This is a genomic window from Pseudomonas sp. 10C3, assembly GCF_036346185.1.
In the GTDB taxonomy this organism is placed as follows: domain Bacteria; phylum Pseudomonadota; class Gammaproteobacteria; order Pseudomonadales; family Pseudomonadaceae; genus Aquipseudomonas.
Window position 1 is genome coordinate 31,032 of record NZ_JASJVE010000014.1, and the last position, 19,060, is coordinate 50,091.

Genomic DNA, 19,060 nt, shown 5'->3' on the forward strand with positions numbered 1-19,060 from the left:
GCATGCCTTCATCCGCCACCCGCCCCACCGCGCCGATCGCTCGTAAAGACACGGGTTCCGACCCTTATGCGTGGTTGCACAACCGCGACGCCGAAGAGGTTCTGGACTACCTCAAAGCCGAGAACGATTACCTCCACGCGCAATTGGCCGATCAGGATGCCCTGCGCGAAACCCTGTTCCAGGAGATCAAGAGCCGCATTCTCGAAACCGATCTGTCGCTGCCCTCTCCATGGGGACCGTTTTTGTATTACACGCGCACCACCGAGGGCGACGAATACGCACGGCACTACCGCTGCCCGCGTCCGACGGACGACTCTCTGTTTATTGATGAACAGCAACAACAATTGTTACTTGACCCCAACGTGCTGGCCGCTGGCGGTTTTTTCTCGATGGGCGCGTTCAGCATCAGCCCCGACCATCAGCGCCTGGCCTACAGCCTCGACACCAACGGCGAAGAGGTCTATCAGCTCTACGTCAAAGAACTGAGCAGCGGCCAGGTCACCCATCTTCCCTTCGAGGATTGCGATGGCAGCATGACCTGGGCCAACGACAGCCAGACACTGTTCTTTGGCGAACTGGATGATACCCATCGCCCGCACAAACTCTATCGCCATCACCTGGGCAAGGACTCGGCGGACCTGGTTTTCAACGAACCGGACGGGCGCTTTTTCCTCAATTGCTACCGCACCAGTTCCGAGCGGCAGTTGGTACTGTTACTCAGCAGCAAAACCACCAGCGAGGCCTGGGTGCTGGACGCGGAAAAGCCCGATCAGGCGTTTATCTGCCTGGCGCCGCGCGTCGAAGGTCATGAGTACTTCCCGGACCACGGCCAAATCGATGGTGCATGGAGCTGGCTGATCCGCAGCAACCAAAGCGGTATCAACTTCGCCCTGTATCAGGCGGCTGAAAAAGCCAGCGGCGCACCCTCCCGTGAAGACTGGCAAACCCTGATCGCTCATCGCGACACGGTGATGCTTGAAGGGTTGAGCCTCAATGCCAAAGGCATGAGCCTGAGTTTGCGCGAAGGCGGTCTGCCGATCATTGAAGTGCATCCCCAAGGTCTTCCGTCTTATCGCGTGCAATTGCCCGATGCCGCGTACAGCCTGTATGTGCAGGACACGCTGGAGTTCAAGAGCGAAACGATTCGCCTGCGTTATCAATCGCTCAATCGCCCGTCGCAGGTGCGCCAATTGACGCTGGCCACGGGTGAGCAGGTGGTGCTCAAGGAAACCCCGGTGTTAGGCCCGTTCGACCCCGACGCCTACGTCAGCCAACGCCTGTGGGCAACTGCGGCCGATGGCACGCAGGTGCCGATCAGCCTGGTGGTCAAGCGAGAACTTCAGGGCAGCTCGACGCCCCTGTACCTCTATGGATACGGCGCTTATGGCGAAAGCCTGGATCCGTGGTTCTCCCATGCGCGCTTGAGCCTGCTTGATCGCGGCATCGCGTTCGCCATTGCCCACGTGCGCGGTGGCGGCGAATTGGGCGAAGCCTGGTATCGCGACGGCAAGCAAGAACACAAGCAAAACACCTTCGGCGACTTCATTGCCTGCGCCGAACATTTGATCGACAACGGCCTGACCACAGCCGGGCAATTAATCATCAGTGGCGGCAGTGCGGGTGGTTTGTTGATCGGCGCGGTGCTTAATCAGCGCCCGGAGTTGTTCAAGGTGGCGATTGCCGAAGTACCGTTTGTCGATGTGCTGAACACCATGCTCGATCCAGACTTGCCGCTGACCGTCACGGAATACGACGAATGGGGTAACCCGGAGCAAGCAGACGTGTATGAGCGCATCAAGGGTTACGCGCCGTATGAAAATGTCAGCGCCCAACCTTACCCGGCGACCCTGGTGATTGCCGGTTACAACGACACCCGCGTGCAATATTGGGAAGCGGCCAAGTGGGTGGCAAAATTGCGCGCCAACAAGACCGACGACAACCTGTTGCTGCTCAGGACCGAACTGGGTGCAGGACACGGAGGTATGAGCGGTCGTTATCAAGGGCTGCGCGACGTGGCGCTGGAATACGCGTTTGTTTTAAAAGTACTGCACTTGACCGAGGGAACTCCCAGCGTTTGATGGGTCTTAGAAGTGGGTCTGCGTCGCAGGCCCTTTCCATCGCCCCCCTTCTCCAACCAAAAAAAAGACTGTCGAGCCATGTCAGAACCCACCTCCCTGAACAATGAAATCCGCGACATGCTGATGGACTGCGGTCTGTTCAATACCTTGCTACCTGCCGACTTTCAGGCGGCAGCGGGCTATTTCAGTATCAGCACCATCGAGCAAGGTCAGGATATATTTAAGGAAGGCGATGCTGGCAGTTTCATGTGCATCATCCATTCCGGCAGGGTCTCGGTGCGCAAACTCAACAGTGATGGGCAATCGATCGAGATCGCCAACCTGCGTAAAGGTCGCGCGTTCGGCGAAATGGCGGTGCTTGACGGTGAGCGCCGCTCAGCCAGTTGCTTCGCGGCCACCCCTTGCTGCTTGCTGAATATGGGCAAGGACTCGCTGGATAAAATGCTCAACGACGCACCCAAAATTGCCGCAAAAATCATTCGCGCGATTGCCGTCGCATTGTCCAAACGCCTGCGCATGGTCGACGGACAACTGCTTGCGCAGCAGGTCTGATCGCTACAAACTTTTTTGCGTGCTGTCTTTTTGCGACGAGTCTTCCGGGTGCTTGCCGTTTTGCTCAAGACCTGGCAGCGGCTGGTCCTTGGGCGGGCGCGGCATTTCTATTTTTGGCAGCAACGGCGCATTGCCGTCGTTCCCACCTGCTCGGGGGATGCTGGGCGGCATCACCTGCGGATAGGGCGTCGGCGTTGCTGTACCCGGCGAACCGGGGGCCGGTGTCGTGGGAACAGGTTGCAGATTGTCTGCAAAAACGGCAGTTACCGAGAGCGTCGCCAGGACAATCGCCGTTAGAATAGAGCGCTTCATCAATGGCCTCCGATGCCAAGCAATTTTCGTCAGGCTCAGGCTACTCCTTGCGCGACAAAGTTGCCCTCTCAAAAAGCTGGCTTTCAATGAGTTCTCAATGAAACGTTTCGTTCTGCTCGACACCACTCCGATTCCCGATAACGGCGGTGCCCTGTGCCTGTTCGAGTACGGTGAAGATTTCGTGATAAAAATTCAGGGCGGCGATGGCGGCCAGTTGATGAACACGCGCATGCACGGCTCCGAAGACGCGCTCGCCGAAATCCCCTGTAAAAAAGTCACCCATCGTGTGCTTCCACGGGTATTGATTGGCGGATTGGGCATGGGTTTCACCTTGGCCTCTGCGCTCAAGCACCTGGGCAAAAACGCTGAAGTCGTGGTCGCCGAGCTGGTGCCTGGCGTGGTCGAGTGGAATCGTGGGCCGCTGGGCGAAAAGTCGGGCAATCCATTGCTCGATCCACGGGCCAAAATTGTCGTTCAGGATGTCGCTCAGGTACTCAAAAGCGAGCCCCAGGGCTTCGACGCAATCATGCTCGACGTTGATAACGGCCCTGAAGGGCTGACGCAGAAGTCCAACAGCTGGCTCTATTCGTCTGGCGGCCTTAGCGCCTGCGCCCAGGCGCTAAGGCCTAAAGGCATCCTGGCGGTCTGGTCGGCCAGCGCCGACCAGAAGTTTTCCGACAAGCTGCGTAAAGCCGGTTTCAAGGCTGAAGAGGTGCAGGTGTTCGCCCACGGTAACAAGGGCACCCGGCACACCATCTGGATCGCGGAAAAACTCAAAGGCTGATCACGCAGCAAAGCGCTAGACTTGCATCCATTACCGATCAGTAAAACAGGTGAAACCCATGAGTTCGGCCAACCCACCCTCCCACACCGCCAAGCTGGACCGCATTCTGGCCGATAACCAGCGCGACCGTGAGATGGGTTATCGCGACAAAGCGTTAAAGATGTACCCCCATGTTTGCGGACGTTGTGCTCGTGAATTCGCAGGCAAGCGCCTGAGCGAATTGACCGTGCACCACCGCGATCACAACCACGACAACAACCCCCAGGATGGCTCCAACTGGGAGCTGCTGTGCCTGTACTGCCACGACAATGAACACTCGCGGTACACCGATCAGCAGTATTTCTCCGAAGGCTCGACCAGCAGTCCGAAGATTGCCAAAGCCACCCACAACCCCTTCGCCGCCTTGGCGGGGTTGATGAAGAAAGACGAGTAGCCTGTAAACGATGATCGTGCCCTACCCTCTGCGTGGGAACGATCATCTATGCCGTATAATCGCCAGCTTTCCTTCAAGAGCACCGGCACGTGGCGAATAAACGGTACAGCTGCATTGGTTTGTATAACCCAAAATCCCCGGAAAACGTCGGTTCGGTGATGCGTGCGGCTGGTTGCTACGGCGTGGCTTCGGTGTTCTACACCGGCAAACGCTATGAGCGTGCCCGTGATTTCATCACCGACACCAAAAAAGTCCATCAAGACATTCCGCTGATCGGCATCGACGATCTGAAGAAAATCCTGCCTCTAGGCTGCGTGCCGGTCGCCGTGGAACTGGTCGAGGGCGCCCGCTCGCTGCCTGAATACACGCACCCGGATCGCGCTATCTACATCTTCGGCCCTGAAGACGGGACGCTGGATAAAAGCATCCGTGACTGGTGCGAAGACGTCGTGTACATCCCCACCACAGGCTGCATGAACCTGGCTGCCACCGTCAATGTCGTGCTGTATGACCGCATGGCCAAAGGCAACAACACCCGGTCCGGCCCCAAGTTCTGAATCCACCCGGCGACCGATGACGCCCCTCCTGATTGAACAGTTGTGTCCGGGGGCAGTCAGCTTTAATGAACTCACCTCATCTCATCATGGAGAACGATCATGAGCGATATCCCAGGCAGCGAACGCATTGACTCCGCTCCTTTCGAGACTCAGCCCCAGCAAAACGTGCAAGGCTGGGAGCGCGCGGCCTCTTTGGCGGGTGGCGTACTGATGATGGGTAAAGGTCTGCGCCGTGGCGGCTTTTTGGGTCTGGTCCAGTTGGCCGTTGGCGGCGCGGTGCTGGCGCGCGGGATCACCGGGCACTGCGCGGCAAAAAGCCTGATCGAACAGAGCCGCAGCGACATGAACAAGGCCCGTTCACGTATCGAACGCGTCGGCGCAAAGCTGAGCCAGCTGAAAACCAATGCTGAGGTTGCGACTGAAGCGGCGGCGGTGACCGGCAATGATTCGTTGAAGCGTTCGAAAGCCGGGGTCTGATTCAACCCTTGCTGCGCCGGACTTGCCGCTTTCGCGAATGAATTCGCTCCCTCGGAGCGCCTGCTCTGGTGGAGCGAGTTTATGTGCGAAGAGCGCGCAATGCGTCTACTGCAACAACCCGCTCGCCAACACCGTGGATGGCCCACCGATCACGCTTTCACTGAGCTGGATGAATTCTTTGGTACTCACGGTATCGAGGCGCATCAAGCCCTGACTGACGTTATCCAGCGACTTCTCGTTGCGGGTCTGCTGGCGAATTTCGCGGTCCAGTTCCTGCAATAGCAACACGGCCCGAGCAACAGCCGCCGCGCTGATCCGCTCACCGCGCAGGGTCGTCACCTTGCGGCTGACCTTGGTCATATTCGCTTGTACGGTTTGATACCGCTCTTCGCTCATGCCCCCGGCTCGGCGCATCAACTCAATGGCGTAATACTCGGCCAAGCCATCGCCGATCCATTCGCTGCGCGGGTTGCCATTGATTCGGCTAAACACATGAACCAATTCGCGCACCAACGGGCTGGTCCCGCTTTCGCTGACCACCGGCCGGGCGCTGTTGAGGTAAATGGAGTTATTACCCGCCGTCGCCCCGCGCCACATCGGGTCAGCAGCTCCCACCACTAACAGCTTGAGCGGATTACGCGGAAACACCGCTTGCAGCTGCGGCCACACGAATGTCAGCATCGTCAATACGTCCATTCGGCGCATGCCTTGGCCCTGCGGGGCGGTCACCGTGACATCGGTTTCGCCCAAGCGGGTGCGACGGCTGCCAAGGGTACCGGCCAACATCCATCCTGTGGGGCGATCAAACAGCCGCGAAATATTGTCGATCCGAAAGCGATTTTTGCCAATGCGTGGCCAAGCGGTTTCCACACTGACCCAGCCGCTAGGCAGTTCGAACTCAAGGCGTGAGACCAGCTGGGTACCGTCCTGCTGATCAAGTCGGGCCGGAGGCACCAGATCCTCGCCGCGCATCAACGCCCAGGCTGGGGTCATCCGTGTGTCGAAACTCACGACCTTGCTTGAAGCCAGGCTTGCAGGCGTGTGTGCATGGCTGATGCGCACGCGATAAGTCAGGCTTGCCTTGCCACTGGCCGGCCGCCAAACCCCGCGTTGACTACCCACCGTTTGCCCGGCATTGGGCCGCCACTCGCCGTCAGCCTTGAAAGCACTGTAGTCACCCTTGTTACCCAAATCGAAATCAAGACTGCGCACCGCCTCTCCCTTCGACAGGGTCAGGCGCACTTCAGCCTGATCGCTCTGGGGCAGTAGTTTGACGTAGTAATCCAGATCAACATTCTTCGCCGCCAGCAACGGCGTGCTCATCAGCAAAGTCAGCAACAACAGCAAGGACAACGGCAGTGGATAACGCACAGGCTTACGACTCCTTGTTGAACATGACGACGTCAGCCTGCACGGAAAATCAGGTGTTCTTCCCAATCGTCTTCGGACACGCTGTTCTCGCTGAGCATGCGCCCGGACTGAGAGATACGCTCATGGTGGACCGCGTCGCGATCACCGCACACCAAATGGTGCCAGAGCGGCAGATCCTTGCCTTCACTGACCAAGCGGTAGCCGCAGGTCGGTGGTAGCCATTTGAATTCATCGGCCTGGCCTGGCGTCAATTGAATGCAGTCCGGCACTGACGCACGACGGTTGCTGTAATCGGTGCATTGGCAGGTTTTCAGGTCCAGCAACTTGCAGGCGATGCGCGTGTAATAGACGCTGTTGTCCTCTTCATCTTCGAGTTTTTGCAGACAGCACAGACCGCAGCCATCACACAGCGACTCCCACTCGTCTTGATCGAGTTGCTCGAGGGTTTTGCGTATCCAGAAAGGTTCGACTTTAGCGGCCATGGGTTTGGGCAATCAGCATCAAAGAATGAAAGGCCGCCAGTCTAGTGGCACAAGAGACGCGGGCCAAGCGTTGGCGACTGTCGGTAAGGCCGGACTTGTCAGATGTCGACCGGCAAAGTACTTTTATCAGCCTGATTTCGACGATGCCTGCCGTCCACGGCCCATCTCGCCACGCCCGGCAAGGCCTGATGAACGCTCTGCTGAGTTGTCTATTCCTTTGTCATTTAGCCAGGATATTCATGAGCATTAATCCCCGCATCGCCGATTACCCGATCGACCCACAATTTACCGATCGTTGGTCGCCACGCGCCTTTACCGGCGAGGCCATTCCCGAGGAAACCCTGCTGAGCTTTTTTGAAGCCGCACGCTGGGCGCCGTCGGCCTATAACTCGCAGCCGTGGCGCTTCTTATATGCTCGCCGTGACACACCTAACTGGGAGCGCTTCCTCGGCTTGCTCAATGAATTCAACCGCGGTTGGGCACAGCATGCATCGGCACTGGTGATTGTGATCTCGAAAACCACCTTTACTGCGCCCGGCGCCACGGAAGAAACCCCAGCCCTGTGGCACACCTTCGACACCGGTTCAGCCTGGGGCCACCTCGCCCTGCAAGCCAGCCTGAGCGGCTGGCACACGCATGGTATGGCCGGCTTCGATCAGGAACTGACCCGCAAAGAATTGAAAATCCCTGAGGGTTATGCCCTGCACGCAGCGGTTGCGATTGGCAAACTCGGCGACAAATCGACCCTGGCGGAATACCTGCAAGCCCGGGAAACACCAAGCCCGCGTCGTCCGCTGTCGGAACTGACAGCCGAAGGCGATTTCAGCCTGTAAACCGATTGCACATATGCGTGCAGGCTGTGTGAGAGCGAATAGATTCGCTCCCACACAATTGCGCAGCGCCCTAATAACCTCTGGAAAAGTCCACTTCTCCGCGCAACGCTTCTCCCGCCTGAAATGCCCGCACGTTATCGACAAACAGCTGGACCATCGCCGCAGGCGAAGTAGGCGCCGAGCTATGTCCTGTCAATAACAGGCCCCAGGCCGTCCAGAATGGATGACGTTGCGGCAATGGCTCCTGACGACAGACATCGATCACCGCGCCCGCCAAGTGTCCTTCCTTCAACGCTTCGACCAAGTCCGCATCAACCACCGCCACACCCCGCCCGACGTTGATAAACACGCCCGTCGGCTTGAATTTTGCGAACAGTTTCGCGTCGAACAGGTCGTGGGTTTCCGGGGTGTTTGGCAGCAGATTGATGACGTAATCCACTTCGCCGACCAGGCGATCCAGATCCGTCAGAGCGCCCACTTCAACGAACGGTGCCTGGGTACGCGGTGCAGAGGCAATGCCATACAGCTCTACGCCGAACGGCAGCAGGAACTGCGCCACGCTCTGGCCGATATCGCCAGCACCGACAATCAACGCCTTGCGCCCGGCCAGGCTCTGGCTCAATCGGTTATCCCATTTGCGCTCGACCTGGCTAACCAGCCGCGCCAGCACTTCACGCTCATGGCCCAGCATGTAAGTCAGCACAAACTCGGCCATGACCTGGCCGAAGACGCCCACGGCACGGGTCAACCGGTATTCCCGGGGCAGACCTTCGGCCAGTAATGGGGTGATCCCGGCCCACGTCGATTGCAGCCACTGCGGGGTATGCCCCTGGCGCAACAGGGTGGCCAGCAGGTCCGGTTGCCCCAGCCAGACCGGGCAGTCTGCGGCCATTCGGGACAGCTCGGCCGAATCGCCGGTGCTCATGACTTCCAGGTCGGGTGCAATCTGGCCCAGCAATTGGGTGTAAAGGGGGTAATCGTGTTCAGCAATCAGAACGCGCATGGCTCAAAACCTTTAAAAACAAAACATGCGTCTATCGACGGGGGCAGCCCCCATCGATATCAGTCGCACTCAAGAAGCAGTCCACTGCGCCGACGTGTCGGACGAGGGCTCTTTACAGAGGATCGTTACGGCGCAGCAGCTCTTCGGGAAGGTGCTCGATGTACTCGTCTTCTGCTGGCGGCATTTGCAGGTGATAGCCCTGCTTGTCGAGATTCTCAAGCACTTGATTGATGTCCTCGCGGGACAGCTTGCGCTCGGGGCTAAGCACCAGATCGAACGTATGGGTCGGCGGCCCGAAAGCGATCAGCAAGTCTGCGGGCACCTTTTTGAGCGCATCGCTTTTGAGCACGTACAGGTACATCTCGTTTTTACGCGGGCTTCTATAAATGGAGCAAATACGTTTCAAGGCTGTTCTCCAGCAGAGGCAAGGCTGTCGAGCAGCGCTTGGCCCATCAGTTCGCGGCGCCAGCCACGCAGCGAATCAGGCAATTGATAGGGACCATTGGGATAGCCACTTTTCAGCAACGCTTCCAGGGTCTTTTTGCGCAGCATCAGTTCAGGGGCCATGTTCAGCCTCTCAGCTTGTTGCTGGCCGATAACACGCAACGTCTTCAGAACCGCTGCAGCTTCGATAGGCAATGGCTCAGGCAACGCTTGAGGCCACTGATCAGGAGGCAGGCTGGCGGATTTCTTGATCAGGTCGATCAGAAACTCACCGTCCTGTCGCACGGTTTTGGGATGCATATCTTCAATTTTTGCCAGCGCAGAAAGGTTGTCCGGCTGGGTTTTGGCCAAGGGCCACAGTGAGTGCTCGCGGATAACCCGATTGCGCGGCAAGTTGCGGGCCCGCGCCTCACGTTCGCGCCAGGCACACAACTCGCGCAACACCGCCAGCTGCGAGCGGGACAACTTCCACGCCAGCTTGGCTTCGCGGTAAAGCTCGTCGGGATCGGTTTCGCGGCGCAGATTGGCGACCAACTCCGCACCGTCATCAAGCAACCAGGCGTGTTTCTCTTCGGACAGCTTGGGCTGCAGGATGCTGTAGACCTCAGCCAGATGCACTGCATCTTCCGCAGCGTAGCTGATCTGAGTCTCGGACAACGGACGCTGCAACCAGTCGGAACGGGTTTCGCCCTTGGGCAAGTCGATCCCCAGCACTTCCTGAACCAGGCGTGAATACCCCATGGAAAACCCGAGATTCAAGTACGCGGCAGCCAACTGCGTGTCGAACAGCGGCGCAGGCAGACTGCCGGTCAGACGCAGGAGTACTTCCAGGTCTTCACTGCAGGCGTGGACCACTTTTATCACGGCGGGGTTTTCGAGCAGCGCGCACATTGGCCGCCAGTCGTTGATCAGCAACGGATCGATCAGGTAGGCGCGAGCACCATCACCGATCTGCAGCAACGCGGCAATCGGGTAAAAAGTATCGACCCGCATGAATTCGGTATCGAGGGCGACAAAGGGCAGTGACTGCCATTCGCGGCAATGTTGGGCGAGGCTGGCGTCGTCGCGAATCCAGTGAATATCAATGGCCACACGGCTCTCCCTTGAAGAATGGCGCGCAGTATATATCGCCCTCACCGGTTACCGCGCATCTGCACTGCAAGTCTTGAATAACTTCCTGCAATCCTGCGATGAAAACCCGACCGATGACCGGGTTGAAACTTATGATTTACGCAACACATAAACCCGCCACATCGCATAGCCGGGCAGAACATCATGATGGCCGAGGATCTGGAAACCAGCCTGTTCGAATTCAGCTTCTATAGCGGCCCGGCTTACGACAAAGCGATTCATCTTCGAGGCTATCGGTTCAGCGCTCGCGCGACCGCGCTCTAAACGCTTGCGCCGCCAGGCCTTGATGTTGCCATCCACCCACAAGGACACAATGACGGTGTCACGGGTCACCCTGTGGAATTCACGCAGGATTGCCGAGCGCTGATCACTATCAGCGACATGATGAAACAGACGCATACAGAAAATGCAGTCCACCGCATTGGCTGACAGGTCGATAGAGAGCGGCGATGTCTGAAAGGTCTTGATCCGTTTAAGCTTTTCAGCTGGAAAACTGGCCTCGGCAACGGCAAGCATTTCCAAGGAGGGGTCCGCTGCCAGGACCACCCGATTGGTATGTTCGGTCAGTACCGGCCAGAAACGGCCTGCACCCGTGGGCAGAGCCAGAACCAACCCAGGGTCGCCAGCCACCTTCAAGGCGTGCCTGGCCAATTGCTCATCACGCCAATGGCCAAGTTGTCCTGAAAACCCAAGAGGATGTTTTTTCAGAGAGTGCCGAGCGAGTTCATGCTCGCGCCGCCTGGAAAATTCACGATCAATGGGTGGGGGTGGTTGCGCAGACATGGCCAGCAGACTCTTTATAAATGATCAGCAGATAAACGGCCAAAAGCCAAAACCAAAGGTATCCATTACAACGCTACTGACTGGCCAGCACACCGTCTGTCATCACCCCACGACAGCCCGCGAACATATCGAGGCTGGGGTCGTAGACGGTGCTGTCGACCTGCAACAAGCCGAGCATGGAGTGAAACAGGTTGTCTTGACTCAAGGGCGCATTTCGCTGTTGCTGCACACAGTTCGCATTGAGCGAAAACGCGTGTTGATACGCCTCAGAAAACCAGGCCACCATCGGCACATGTTTCTGTTGGTCCGGCGCCAGCAGATAGGGCGTGCCGTGCAGGTACAAGTTGTACTCGCCCAATGACTCGCCGTGATCGGACATATACAGCATGGCGGTATCCACCTTGCCCTGATTGCTGCGCAGGGTATCGATCAAGCTGGCCAAGACATGGTCGGTGTACAACAAGGTGTTGTCGTAACCGTTAACGATGCTTTCACGACTGCAATTATTCAGGGCGTTGCTTTCGCATACCGGCGTGAATTTTTCAAACGCCTTAGGGTAGCGTTTGAAATACTCGGGACCGTGACTGCCCATTTGATGGAGCACCAGGACCGTGTCCTGATCCAGGTTATCAATAAAATGCTGCAGCCCCTGCAGAAGGATTTCGTCGCGGCATTCGTTATTGGCACACAGCACCGGGTCCTGGAGCTTGCTCACGTCCTGGACGGTGACTCGATCACAGGTACCTTTGCAGCCTGACTGGTTGTCGCGCCAGACAACGTTCAGCCCTGCATGCTTGAGCACATCAAGAACGCCCTCTTGATTCTTGGCCTTGCTGGCGCTGTAGTCCTTGCGCGCCATGTTGGAAAACATGCAGGGCACCGACACAGCTGTCTCGGTCCCGCAAGAATGTACGTCGCTGAAAGCGATCACACCCTTCTCTTTCTGAAGCTGCGGTGTTGTATCGCGGTTGTAGCCAAGGATCCCGAAATTCTCGGCTCGCGCACTCTCCCCCACCACCAGTACTGTCAATGATTTTCGGGTGTGCAGGTCCCAGCCGGTTGACCGTTTGGCATCTTCGCCAATTTTCACGAACGGGCGTTGTGCCGAAACGACCTGCTCACGCAAGTACCCCACCGATGCACCGATATAATTGCTCGGCACCACCATCAAGCGCAGTTCGTGATGATTGCGAAACAAGGAAGACAAGCCCTGATAGTTCGCCATCGCGACCACACCGATCAGCCCGGTGCAGGCCACGGTGACCAAGGCTTTACTGATCAGATCATGGTGCCAGCGACGGTAGTTGATCGTGGTTTTCCAGAGTATCAAAGAAGGCACGATACCCAACAATACGATATACACAGCCATCTTCACCGAGAGCAAGTCACGCACTTCAGTGGCATTGGTTTCAGCAAAATTCCGCAGCATCCCAGTGTCGATCATGACGCCGTACTGGCTCATGAAATAAGCCACGCTGGAACTGACCAAAAACAAGAATATCAAGACGGGCTTTAATACACGTTTGAACGCCAAAAACGTCAATACAATATTAAAAATGCAGAGCACCATGACGCCGAAGGCAACGCGCATGGCGATGCCTTCCCAGTCCGCAGCCGTGATTGCAAAAAGGTGCAGCCACAGGGTTACGTTGAACCCGAACAGCAAAAAACAGCTGGCAATCAGGGTGACAAGCTCAGGGCGTACAGCTTTGACGTTCAGAATGAGGCCTGCTTGATCAAAATAAAAAATACGCCGAAACAAACCTGATCACTGGCCACCTCCGACGTGAAAAATATTAATCAATCAAGCATCAATTTTTTGTGAAAAGGATGCGAGCGAAGGGTTCAGGATGGTTTCTTTTCCTGTAGGAAAACAAACCATGGCAGGCCAGAACCTTCCTTCACCATGCCTGTTGGCTACATTGCCTGCCTAAGCCTGATGTAAATACCAGCGCCAATCCTGTTCACCTACTTCACCCATGAACTGCCGATACTCGGCGTGTTTGACGGCAAGATAGACCTGCAGAAACTTGCTGCCAAATACATCTCGTGCCCAGCCAGAGGCTTCCAGCGCACGTAAAGTCGTCAGCCAGTCTGTCGGCAATAATTGCGCGGCCTGCGAATAACCATTGCCTTCGACCGGTGCGCCGGGGTCCAGTTGCTGGCGGATACCCAAATGAATACCCGCCAGAATCGCGGCCGCTGCCAGATAGGGATTGGCATCGGCACCGCAGATACGGTGCTCGATATGGCGGGTGTATGCTGGACCGCCCGGTACGCGCAGGCTGACCGTGCGATTGTCTACCCCCCAGGTCGCCGACAACGGTGCGTAGCTGTTGGTCTGGAATCGACGATAAGAGTTGGCGTTCGGACAGAACAGCAATAACGAATCAAGCAGCGTCGTGAGCATCCCGCCCACGGCGTGGCGCAACAGTGGCGTGCCGTCAGCGGCCTCGCTGGCGAACAGATTGTTACCCTGTTCGTCCGCGAGACTGACATGCATGTGCATGCCGGTGCCGGCCAGGTCATCGAACGGCTTGGCCATGAAGCAGGCAATCATTCCGTGCTTGTGCGCGATGCCTTTGACCAATCGCTTGTAGCGGACTGCTTCGTCCATTGCCTGCAACGCATCGGCACGGTGCTCAAGGGTGATCTCTACTTGTCCCGGCGCATATTCGGAGATCGCTGTGCGCGCCGGAATCCCTTGCAACTTGCAGGCACTATAAAGATCGGCGAGAAACGGCTCAATCTGTTCCAGTTCACGCAAGCCGTACACCTGAGTCGCCACAGGCCGGCCGCCATCCACATCCCGGTGCGGCTGCGGACGGCCATTGCTGTCGCGTTGGCGATCAAGCAGATAAAACTCAAGCTCCGCCGCCATCACCGGGTAATACCCGTCAGCCTTGAGCCCATCGATAACCTTGACCAACAGGCGGCGCGGGTCCGCTACCGATGCCGGCATACCTTGTTCCGGGTGCATGCTGACCTGCACCGCCGCCGTGGGAATCTGCCTCCAGGGCATGCGCTGCAGACTGCCGGACACCGGATAAGCGCGGCAATCGATATCGCCCACATCCCAGACCAGCCCGGAGTTTTCAACGTCTTCACCATTGATGGTCAGGCCAAGAATCGTGCTTGGCAACGGCCGGCCGCTTTCATACACCGCGAGTAATTCATCACGGTGCAGCAACTTGCCGCGAGGTACGCCGTTGTTGTCGAGGATGAACAGTTCGAACATCTCGATATCGGGATTCAGCTCAAGAAAACTCAGGGCTTCTTGCAGGGGAGCAAAACTCATGGCGATTCACTTTTTCTTCCAGGCACGCGCTCGGGCGCTTGCCGGTTGGTAAACACACACGTTGCCGCACGCTAAAAAACGTCAGGCAAATGCGAATGAAGGTTTAACCAGAAAAAGAGCCATCCGGTGGACGCGCATGGCGACAATGCCACAACGCCCAAAAGTCCAACTCGGAAGGGAGCGCGCAGGTACCTTGCACCGACATTGGCCGGGGGTGTTGAGACGGAACGCAGGTCACGGCTGTACCAGCCAAAAGTCCGTGCCTGATCCCTCCGTTCAACCCATCCATAAAAAATGCCGCCGACAATAGATGTGTTGCAGCGTCACACAGCGCTATAGGTCATTCAATCCAGTTTTAACAATGCTTGGTTACCTGAGGACTAAACATTCACCCTCTCCACCCTCATCAAATGCCCTACAGGACAAGTTCACTTTGATGGGGCAACGTCGTGGGCTACGATCACGCTTCCTGAACAGACGTTGATAGCGTTTCAGCGTTTGTCGAATGAACGAGAGTACGTGATGAGCAGCGAATTACAGGTCGTGGACATTCAACCCGGTGACGGCAAGGCAGTGGTCAAAGGTGCCCTGATCACCACCCAATACAACGGTTTTCTGGAGGACGGAACCACGTTCGACTCCTCCTATGATCGCGGCAAGCCTTTCCAGTGCGTCATCGGAACCGGACGCGTGATCAAAGGCTGGGATCAAGGACTAATGGGCATGAAAGTCGGCGGTAAGCGCAAACTCTTTGTGCCGGCCCACCTCGCCTACGGCGAAAGGCAGGTCGGCGCCCACATCAAGCCGAACTCAAACCTGATTTTCGACATTGAGTTGCTGGAAGTGCTGACGCGGGATGATTAATGACGCGACGTTCAGATCATTGCCAGCCGCTCGACGCAGGGTTGCACCTCTTATGGATTTGCAGACGGAAACCACCCAGTCCGTAAAGCAAATGATCGCCACTCTGCGCGGGACGTTGCTGTGGGTGAGCGCCTGACCCGCTTTGCTGAGCAGATCAGCGGCGACTCCCGCAATATCTGCAGATCACGATTGATCGAGTGAACCGCGACACCAATGTGTTCAGCCGCATCAAAACCCGAAAATGCGGAACGCCGCCTGGGCGTAATTGCGACTCTCGTCTATATCACCAACGGCTCTAGATCAAGCCTTTTCGGTCAAAAGCTGTGTCACCTATCTGCTATAACCCTGCCACTTCTCTGTAATGATCTCCGGTAATACTGGCGCCAGTTTTTTGAACAAGGGGTTACCGCCCCACATGGCGCGAGCGGAAAGCGCCAGCTTTTCCTGAGGAGACGTATGTCACCTCATCATAAATTTGGAGATCATTATGCGTTTTGTTTCTACACGAATTGCAGCGGGACTTTGTGGTGGCATGGTGTTGGCCATGAGCGTTCCAGCCAGTGCCGCAGTCGATGCAAAACTGCTCGAAATGCTCAAGGCCAATGGTTCCATCTCGCCCGCACAGTATGCTGAGCTGCAAGCCGAGCTGAGTAAAGATCAACAAGCCCAGCAACAGGCTGTCTCCCAACAGGTCAAGAAAGAAGACCTGAGCGCGTTCGAGAAAAAAGTGGCTTGGGCTTCCAAGACCCAGTTCAAGGGCGATGTCCGTGTGCGCCAAGAGACCGTCAAGATCGACGGCGAATCCAACAACGGCGCCGACAAAAACCGCCAACGCATCCGGGCCCGCTTGGGTGCTTACAGTGAAATCAACCCGCAGGTTGACACCGGCATCCGTATTGCCACTGGTGGCGGAGATGATGCTCGCTCCACCAACCAAGACCTGAATGGCTACTTCGACAAGAAACAAATCTGGTTGGACCAGGCCTATATCGACTTCCACCCCAAAGCTGTGGAAAACCTTCACCTGATCGGCGGCAAAATGGTCCAGCCATGGGTGAGCATGGGCGATGTCATCTGGGATAGCGACATCAACCCAGAAGGTTTGGCGGCCACTTATAAATACCCGCTTGGCGGCAAAACTGAGCTGTTCGGCAGTGCTGGTTACTACACGCTCAAAGACAACGTCGATGGCGAGGGCGTACAGTTCAGTCACGACCTGCGCCTGTACGCAGGCCAACTCGGTGCACGCTTTGCACCGACCGACAACCTCAAGGTCACCTTGGGCGGTAGCCTCTATACCTATGACAACGGCAGCGACAGTCGCTGCCCGACCACCGGCGCGGTAACCACGCCTTGCGCACTGGCAGTCAACGGCAACTCCACCAGCGACTTCCGACTGTACGAAGGCTTCGGTCAGATCGACATCAGCGGCCTGCCAGTACCGCTCACCCTTTATGGACAATATGTTCTCAACAACGGGACCAGCAGTGACCAGGACACCGCCTGGCTGACAGGCTTCAAGACACGCCTGTATGTCTTCAACCTCGATTACAACTACCGCGATGTTCAGCGCAACGCCGTGGTCGGAGCCTTCACCGACTCCGACTTCGCCAACGGCACCACCGGTTCGCGTGGGCACAAGTTCAAGGTGGGTTACGACATCGACAAGAACTTCGCAGTCGGCGCCACTTACTACATGGCTGACGCAGATTACGCCAGCCGCACCCAGACCGACGCCAAAACCAACACCCTGCAGTTGGATGTGGAAGCTAAGTTCTAAAGCCTGATCTCTCGTTGTGATTGGAACGCTGAAGTCATTCAGCGTTTTCCCTACAGGCTGGCGCTGGCGCGTTGATCCCCTCTCATCCGTCGGTTGCGCCATTCGCGCCAGCCTGCCTTTCAATCTCCCTTTTTGTTCGGCCTGGCGCGGGCGTTGCACCTTTACCCTGCTCTGATCGCGGCCCCATCAGCAAGAATCATCTCGGCAGCCTTCTCGGCGATCATCAGGGTCGGCGAACAGGTATTGCCTGACACAATCGTCGGCATGATCGACGCATCTACCACGCGCAAGCCACTGATACCCCGTACCCGCAGACGCTCATCGACAACAGCATCACTGCCCTGCCCCATCTTGCAGGTGCCGACAGGATGAAAAATCGTCGTGCCAATGCTACTGGCGGCCTGACGCAGTTGTTCTTCGCTTTGCAGATTCGCGCCAGGCAGATACTCCACCGGCTGAAAACTCGCCAATGCGGGCGCAGCGACAATCCGCCGGGTCAGGCGTATCGCATCGGCCGCCACATGGAGGTCGGCTTCATGGCTTAAGTAGTTCGGGCAAATCGAAGGCGGCTCATCCACAAGAGCAGAACGAATTTCGACCGTCCCGCGACTCAGGGGTCGCAGATTGCAGACTGAAGCAGTGAACGCGGCAAAACTGTGCAACGGCTCACCGAAGCGCTCCAGCGATAACGGTTGCACATGATATTCAAGGTTGGCCGAGCGCTGCTCAGGGTCCGAGCGGGCGAAGGCGCCCAATTGGCTTGGCGCCATCGCCAACGGACCGCTGCGATTGATCGCGTAACGCAGGCCCATGTTGATCTTGCCCCAAAGGCTGCCAACCATCTGATTGAGGGTCTTACCGTTACTGATCTGATAGATCAACCGCAGTTGAAGATGGTCCTGCAGATTGCTCCCTACGCCTGGCAGCTCATGACGCACACCGATACCGAGCTTCTCAAGCAAGGGTCTCGGGCCGATGCCGGATCGCTGCAACAACGTCGGCGAACCAATGGCCCCGCAGCACAGAATGATCTCTCGGCGAGCGCGCAAGTGTTGCTCGCACTGCTGAACATGCGCAACAACGGCACTCGCGCGGCCATTTTCGAATTCGATACGTGACGCTTCCACGCCTGTGAGGACTGTCAGATTCTTGCGCTGCGCAATAGGCCGCAAAAATGCCTTGGACGCATTCCAGCGTACGCCGCGCCGCTGATTGACCTGAAAGTAACTGCAACCTTCATTGTCGCCGCCGTTAAAGTCGTCGATAGACTCGATGCCAGTCTGCGCTGCGGCCTGGCGAAAGGCATCAAGAATGCCCCATGACAGCCGTTGCGGCTCCACCCGCCATTCACCCCCCGCGCCATGCATGGCAGAGTCGCCGGCGTAGTGATTTTCTGAGCGTTTGAATAACGGCAATACCTCTTTCCAACCCCAGCCCACATTGCCTTGAGCCGCCCAGTCATCATAGTCATGGGCCTGGCCGCGCATATAGATCATGCCGTTGATGGATGAACTGCCGCCCAGCACTTTGCCCCGGGGGTAGTTGAGCGAACGACCATTAAGCCCGGGCTCGGCTTCAGTTTTGAAGCACCAGTCCGTACGTGGGTTGCCGATGCAGTAGAGATAGCCGACCGGGATATGAATCCAGGGGTAATTGTCCAGCCCGCCGGCTTCGAGCAACAGCACGCGGTGTGCAGGGTTTTGCGAAAGCCGATTGGCCAGCAAGCAGCCCGCAGGTCCGGCGCCCACAATCACATAGTCATACGGCTCACTCGTCGCTTGCATGCAGCCCTCGCTGGTCTTCTTATTGTTTTGTTGTCCGAGGCCATCCTATGCTTTCTTCAAGAAAACGAAAGGCCGCTGCAAGTTGCCTTGCAGC

The 19,060-nt window shown here is 57.1% G+C and carries 19 protein-coding genes; 9 read left to right on the plus strand and 10 right to left on the minus strand.

What is annotated here, in order from left to right; all coding sequences use genetic code 11:
• Positions 1–2 precede the first annotated feature (2 nt).
• Both QN399_RS14955 and QN399_RS14960 read left to right on the plus strand, forming a co-directional pair.
• Complete coding sequence (locus QN399_RS14955) at positions 3–2,078, plus strand: S9 family peptidase (RefSeq protein ID WP_322180307.1); 2,076 nt, start codon at positions 3–5, stop codon at positions 2,076–2,078.
• Positions 2,079–2,156: 78 nt separating this feature from the next.
• Entirely contained in the window at positions 2,157–2,630 is a 474-nt protein-coding gene (locus tag QN399_RS14960) for a cyclic nucleotide-binding domain-containing protein (RefSeq protein ID WP_322180308.1), read from the plus strand.
• 3 nt (positions 2,631–2,633) lie between these two features.
• On the opposite strand, the gene QN399_RS14965 is transcribed toward QN399_RS14960, so the two are convergent.
• Positions 2,634–2,942, minus strand: a complete 309-nt coding sequence (locus tag QN399_RS14965) for a hypothetical protein (RefSeq protein ID WP_330201102.1) — start codon at positions 2,940–2,942, stop codon at positions 2,634–2,636.
• A gap of 97 nt (positions 2,943–3,039) precedes the next feature.
• On the opposite strand from QN399_RS14965, the gene QN399_RS14970 reads away from it, so the two are divergent.
• The 4 genes from QN399_RS14970 to QN399_RS14985 all read left to right on the plus strand — a co-directional run bounded on the left by QN399_RS14970 (position 3,040) and on the right by QN399_RS14985 (position 5,193).
• The gene (locus QN399_RS14970) at positions 3,040–3,726 is read left to right on the plus strand and encodes a spermidine synthase (RefSeq protein WP_219064226.1); all 687 of its coding nucleotides are present in this window, start codon (positions 3,040–3,042) and stop codon (positions 3,724–3,726) included.
• 58 nt (positions 3,727–3,784) lie between these two features.
• Positions 3,785–4,159, plus strand: a complete 375-nt coding sequence (locus QN399_RS14975; protein WP_219064227.1) for a YajD family HNH nuclease — start codon at positions 3,785–3,787, stop codon at positions 4,157–4,159.
• 89 nt (positions 4,160–4,248) lie between these two features.
• On the plus strand, positions 4,249–4,716 hold the full coding sequence (locus QN399_RS14980; RefSeq protein WP_219064228.1) for an RNA methyltransferase: 468 nt from the start codon (positions 4,249–4,251) through the stop codon (positions 4,714–4,716).
• Between the two features lie 99 nt (positions 4,717–4,815).
• Positions 4,816–5,193 carry a DUF2892 domain-containing protein gene (locus tag QN399_RS14985; protein ID WP_322215347.1) on the plus strand — a complete coding sequence of 126 codons (378 nt, stop codon included), beginning with the start codon at positions 4,816–4,818 and terminating at the stop codon, positions 5,191–5,193.
• A gap of 105 nt (positions 5,194–5,298) precedes the next feature.
• Here QN399_RS14985 and QN399_RS14990 read toward each other — a convergent pair whose 3' ends face one another.
• A complete protein-coding gene (locus QN399_RS14990) occupies positions 5,299–6,516 on the minus strand; it encodes a hypothetical protein (RefSeq protein WP_322182764.1) in 1,218 nt (405 codons plus the stop codon).
• A gap of 80 nt (positions 6,517–6,596) precedes the next feature.
• Complete coding sequence (locus QN399_RS14995) at positions 6,597–7,046, minus strand: YcgN family cysteine cluster protein (RefSeq protein ID WP_219064230.1); 450 nt, start codon at positions 7,044–7,046, stop codon at positions 6,597–6,599.
• A 239-nt stretch (positions 7,047–7,285) separates the two neighbouring features.
• On the opposite strand from QN399_RS14995, the gene QN399_RS15000 reads away from it, so the two are divergent.
• A complete protein-coding gene (locus QN399_RS15000; protein WP_322180315.1) occupies positions 7,286–7,879 on the plus strand; it encodes a nitroreductase family protein in 594 nt (197 codons plus the stop codon).
• 70 nt (positions 7,880–7,949) lie between these two features.
• Here QN399_RS15000 and QN399_RS15005 read toward each other — a convergent pair whose 3' ends face one another.
• From QN399_RS15005 to QN399_RS15030, 6 genes are all read right to left on the minus strand, one after another.
• On the minus strand, positions 7,950–8,882 hold the full coding sequence (locus QN399_RS15005; protein ID WP_322180317.1) for a D-2-hydroxyacid dehydrogenase: 933 nt from the start codon (positions 8,880–8,882) through the stop codon (positions 7,950–7,952).
• Positions 8,883–8,994: 112 nt separating this feature from the next.
• Positions 8,995–9,288 (minus strand): YcgL domain-containing protein, encoded by a 294-nt coding sequence (locus QN399_RS15010; protein WP_219064233.1) that lies wholly within the window; start codon positions 9,286–9,288, stop codon positions 8,995–8,997.
• Complete coding sequence (gene rnd, locus QN399_RS15015; protein ID WP_330201103.1) at positions 9,285–10,418, minus strand: ribonuclease D; 1,134 nt, start codon at positions 10,416–10,418, stop codon at positions 9,285–9,287. The genes QN399_RS15010 and rnd overlap by 4 nt, the downstream gene beginning before the upstream one ends.
• Positions 10,419–10,547: 129 nt before the next feature.
• Positions 10,548–11,240 carry a class I SAM-dependent methyltransferase gene (locus QN399_RS15020; protein ID WP_322180322.1) on the minus strand — a complete coding sequence of 231 codons (693 nt, stop codon included), beginning with the start codon at positions 11,238–11,240 and terminating at the stop codon, positions 10,548–10,550.
• Positions 11,241–11,313: 73 nt separating this feature from the next.
• Positions 11,314–12,963 (minus strand): phosphoethanolamine--lipid A transferase, encoded by a 1,650-nt coding sequence (locus QN399_RS15025; protein ID WP_322182766.1) that lies wholly within the window; start codon positions 12,961–12,963, stop codon positions 11,314–11,316.
• 207 nt (positions 12,964–13,170) lie between these two features.
• The gene (locus QN399_RS15030; RefSeq protein WP_322180324.1) at positions 13,171–14,538 is read right to left on the minus strand and encodes a glutamine synthetase family protein; all 1,368 of its coding nucleotides are present in this window, start codon (positions 14,536–14,538) and stop codon (positions 13,171–13,173) included.
• Positions 14,539–15,060: 522 nt separating this feature from the next.
• Here QN399_RS15030 and QN399_RS15035 point away from each other — a divergent pair.
• Complete coding sequence (locus QN399_RS15035) at positions 15,061–15,402, plus strand: FKBP-type peptidyl-prolyl cis-trans isomerase (RefSeq protein WP_322180326.1); 342 nt, start codon at positions 15,061–15,063, stop codon at positions 15,400–15,402.
• Between the two features lie 487 nt (positions 15,403–15,889).
• A complete protein-coding gene (locus QN399_RS15040) occupies positions 15,890–17,182 on the plus strand; it encodes a putative porin (RefSeq protein WP_322180328.1) in 1,293 nt (430 codons plus the stop codon).
• Positions 17,183–17,343: 161 nt separating this feature from the next.
• Here QN399_RS15040 and QN399_RS15045 read toward each other — a convergent pair whose 3' ends face one another.
• Entirely contained in the window at positions 17,344–18,966 is a 1,623-nt protein-coding gene (locus tag QN399_RS15045; RefSeq protein ID WP_322180330.1) for a GMC family oxidoreductase N-terminal domain-containing protein, read from the minus strand.
• Positions 18,967–19,060 lie beyond the last annotated feature (94 nt).

What these genes read in the sequence shown, in the direction of transcription:
- QN399_RS15045 (WP_322180330.1), bottom strand. Translation starts at nt 18,966, where the DNA reads ATGCAAGCGACGAGTGAGCCGTATGACTATGTGATTGTGGGCGCCGGA.
- QN399_RS15005 (WP_322180317.1), bottom strand. Translation starts at nt 8,882, where the DNA reads ATGCGCGTTCTGATTGCTGAACACGATTACCCCCTTTACACCCAATTG.
- QN399_RS14975 (WP_219064227.1), top strand. Translation starts at nt 3,785, where the DNA reads ATGAGTTCGGCCAACCCACCCTCCCACACCGCCAAGCTGGACCGCATT.
- QN399_RS14960 (WP_322180308.1), top strand. Translation starts at nt 2,157, where the DNA reads ATGTCAGAACCCACCTCCCTGAACAATGAAATCCGCGACATGCTGATG.
- QN399_RS15035 (WP_322180326.1), top strand. Translation starts at nt 15,061, where the DNA reads ATGAGCAGCGAATTACAGGTCGTGGACATTCAACCCGGTGACGGCAAG.
- QN399_RS14955 (WP_322180307.1), top strand. Translation starts at nt 3, where the DNA reads ATGCCTTCATCCGCCACCCGCCCCACCGCGCCGATCGCTCGTAAAGAC.
- QN399_RS14985 (WP_322215347.1), top strand. Translation starts at nt 4,816, where the DNA reads ATGAGCGATATCCCAGGCAGCGAACGCATTGACTCCGCTCCTTTCGAG.
- QN399_RS14970 (WP_219064226.1), top strand. Translation starts at nt 3,040, where the DNA reads ATGAAACGTTTCGTTCTGCTCGACACCACTCCGATTCCCGATAACGGC.
- QN399_RS14995 (WP_219064230.1), bottom strand. Translation starts at nt 7,046, where the DNA reads ATGGCCGCTAAAGTCGAACCTTTCTGGATACGCAAAACCCTCGAGCAA.
- QN399_RS15030 (WP_322180324.1), bottom strand. Translation starts at nt 14,538, where the DNA reads ATGAGTTTTGCTCCCCTGCAAGAAGCCCTGAGTTTTCTTGAGCTGAAT.
- QN399_RS14990 (WP_322182764.1), bottom strand. Translation starts at nt 6,516, where the DNA reads ATGAGCACGCCGTTGCTGGCGGCGAAGAATGTTGATCTGGATTACTAC.
- QN399_RS15020 (WP_322180322.1), bottom strand. Translation starts at nt 11,240, where the DNA reads ATGTCTGCGCAACCACCCCCACCCATTGATCGTGAATTTTCCAGGCGG.
- QN399_RS15000 (WP_322180315.1), top strand. Translation starts at nt 7,286, where the DNA reads ATGAGCATTAATCCCCGCATCGCCGATTACCCGATCGACCCACAATTT.
- QN399_RS14965 (WP_330201102.1), bottom strand. Translation starts at nt 2,942, where the DNA reads ATGAAGCGCTCTATTCTAACGGCGATTGTCCTGGCGACGCTCTCGGTA.
- QN399_RS15040 (WP_322180328.1), top strand. Translation starts at nt 15,890, where the DNA reads ATGCGTTTTGTTTCTACACGAATTGCAGCGGGACTTTGTGGTGGCATG.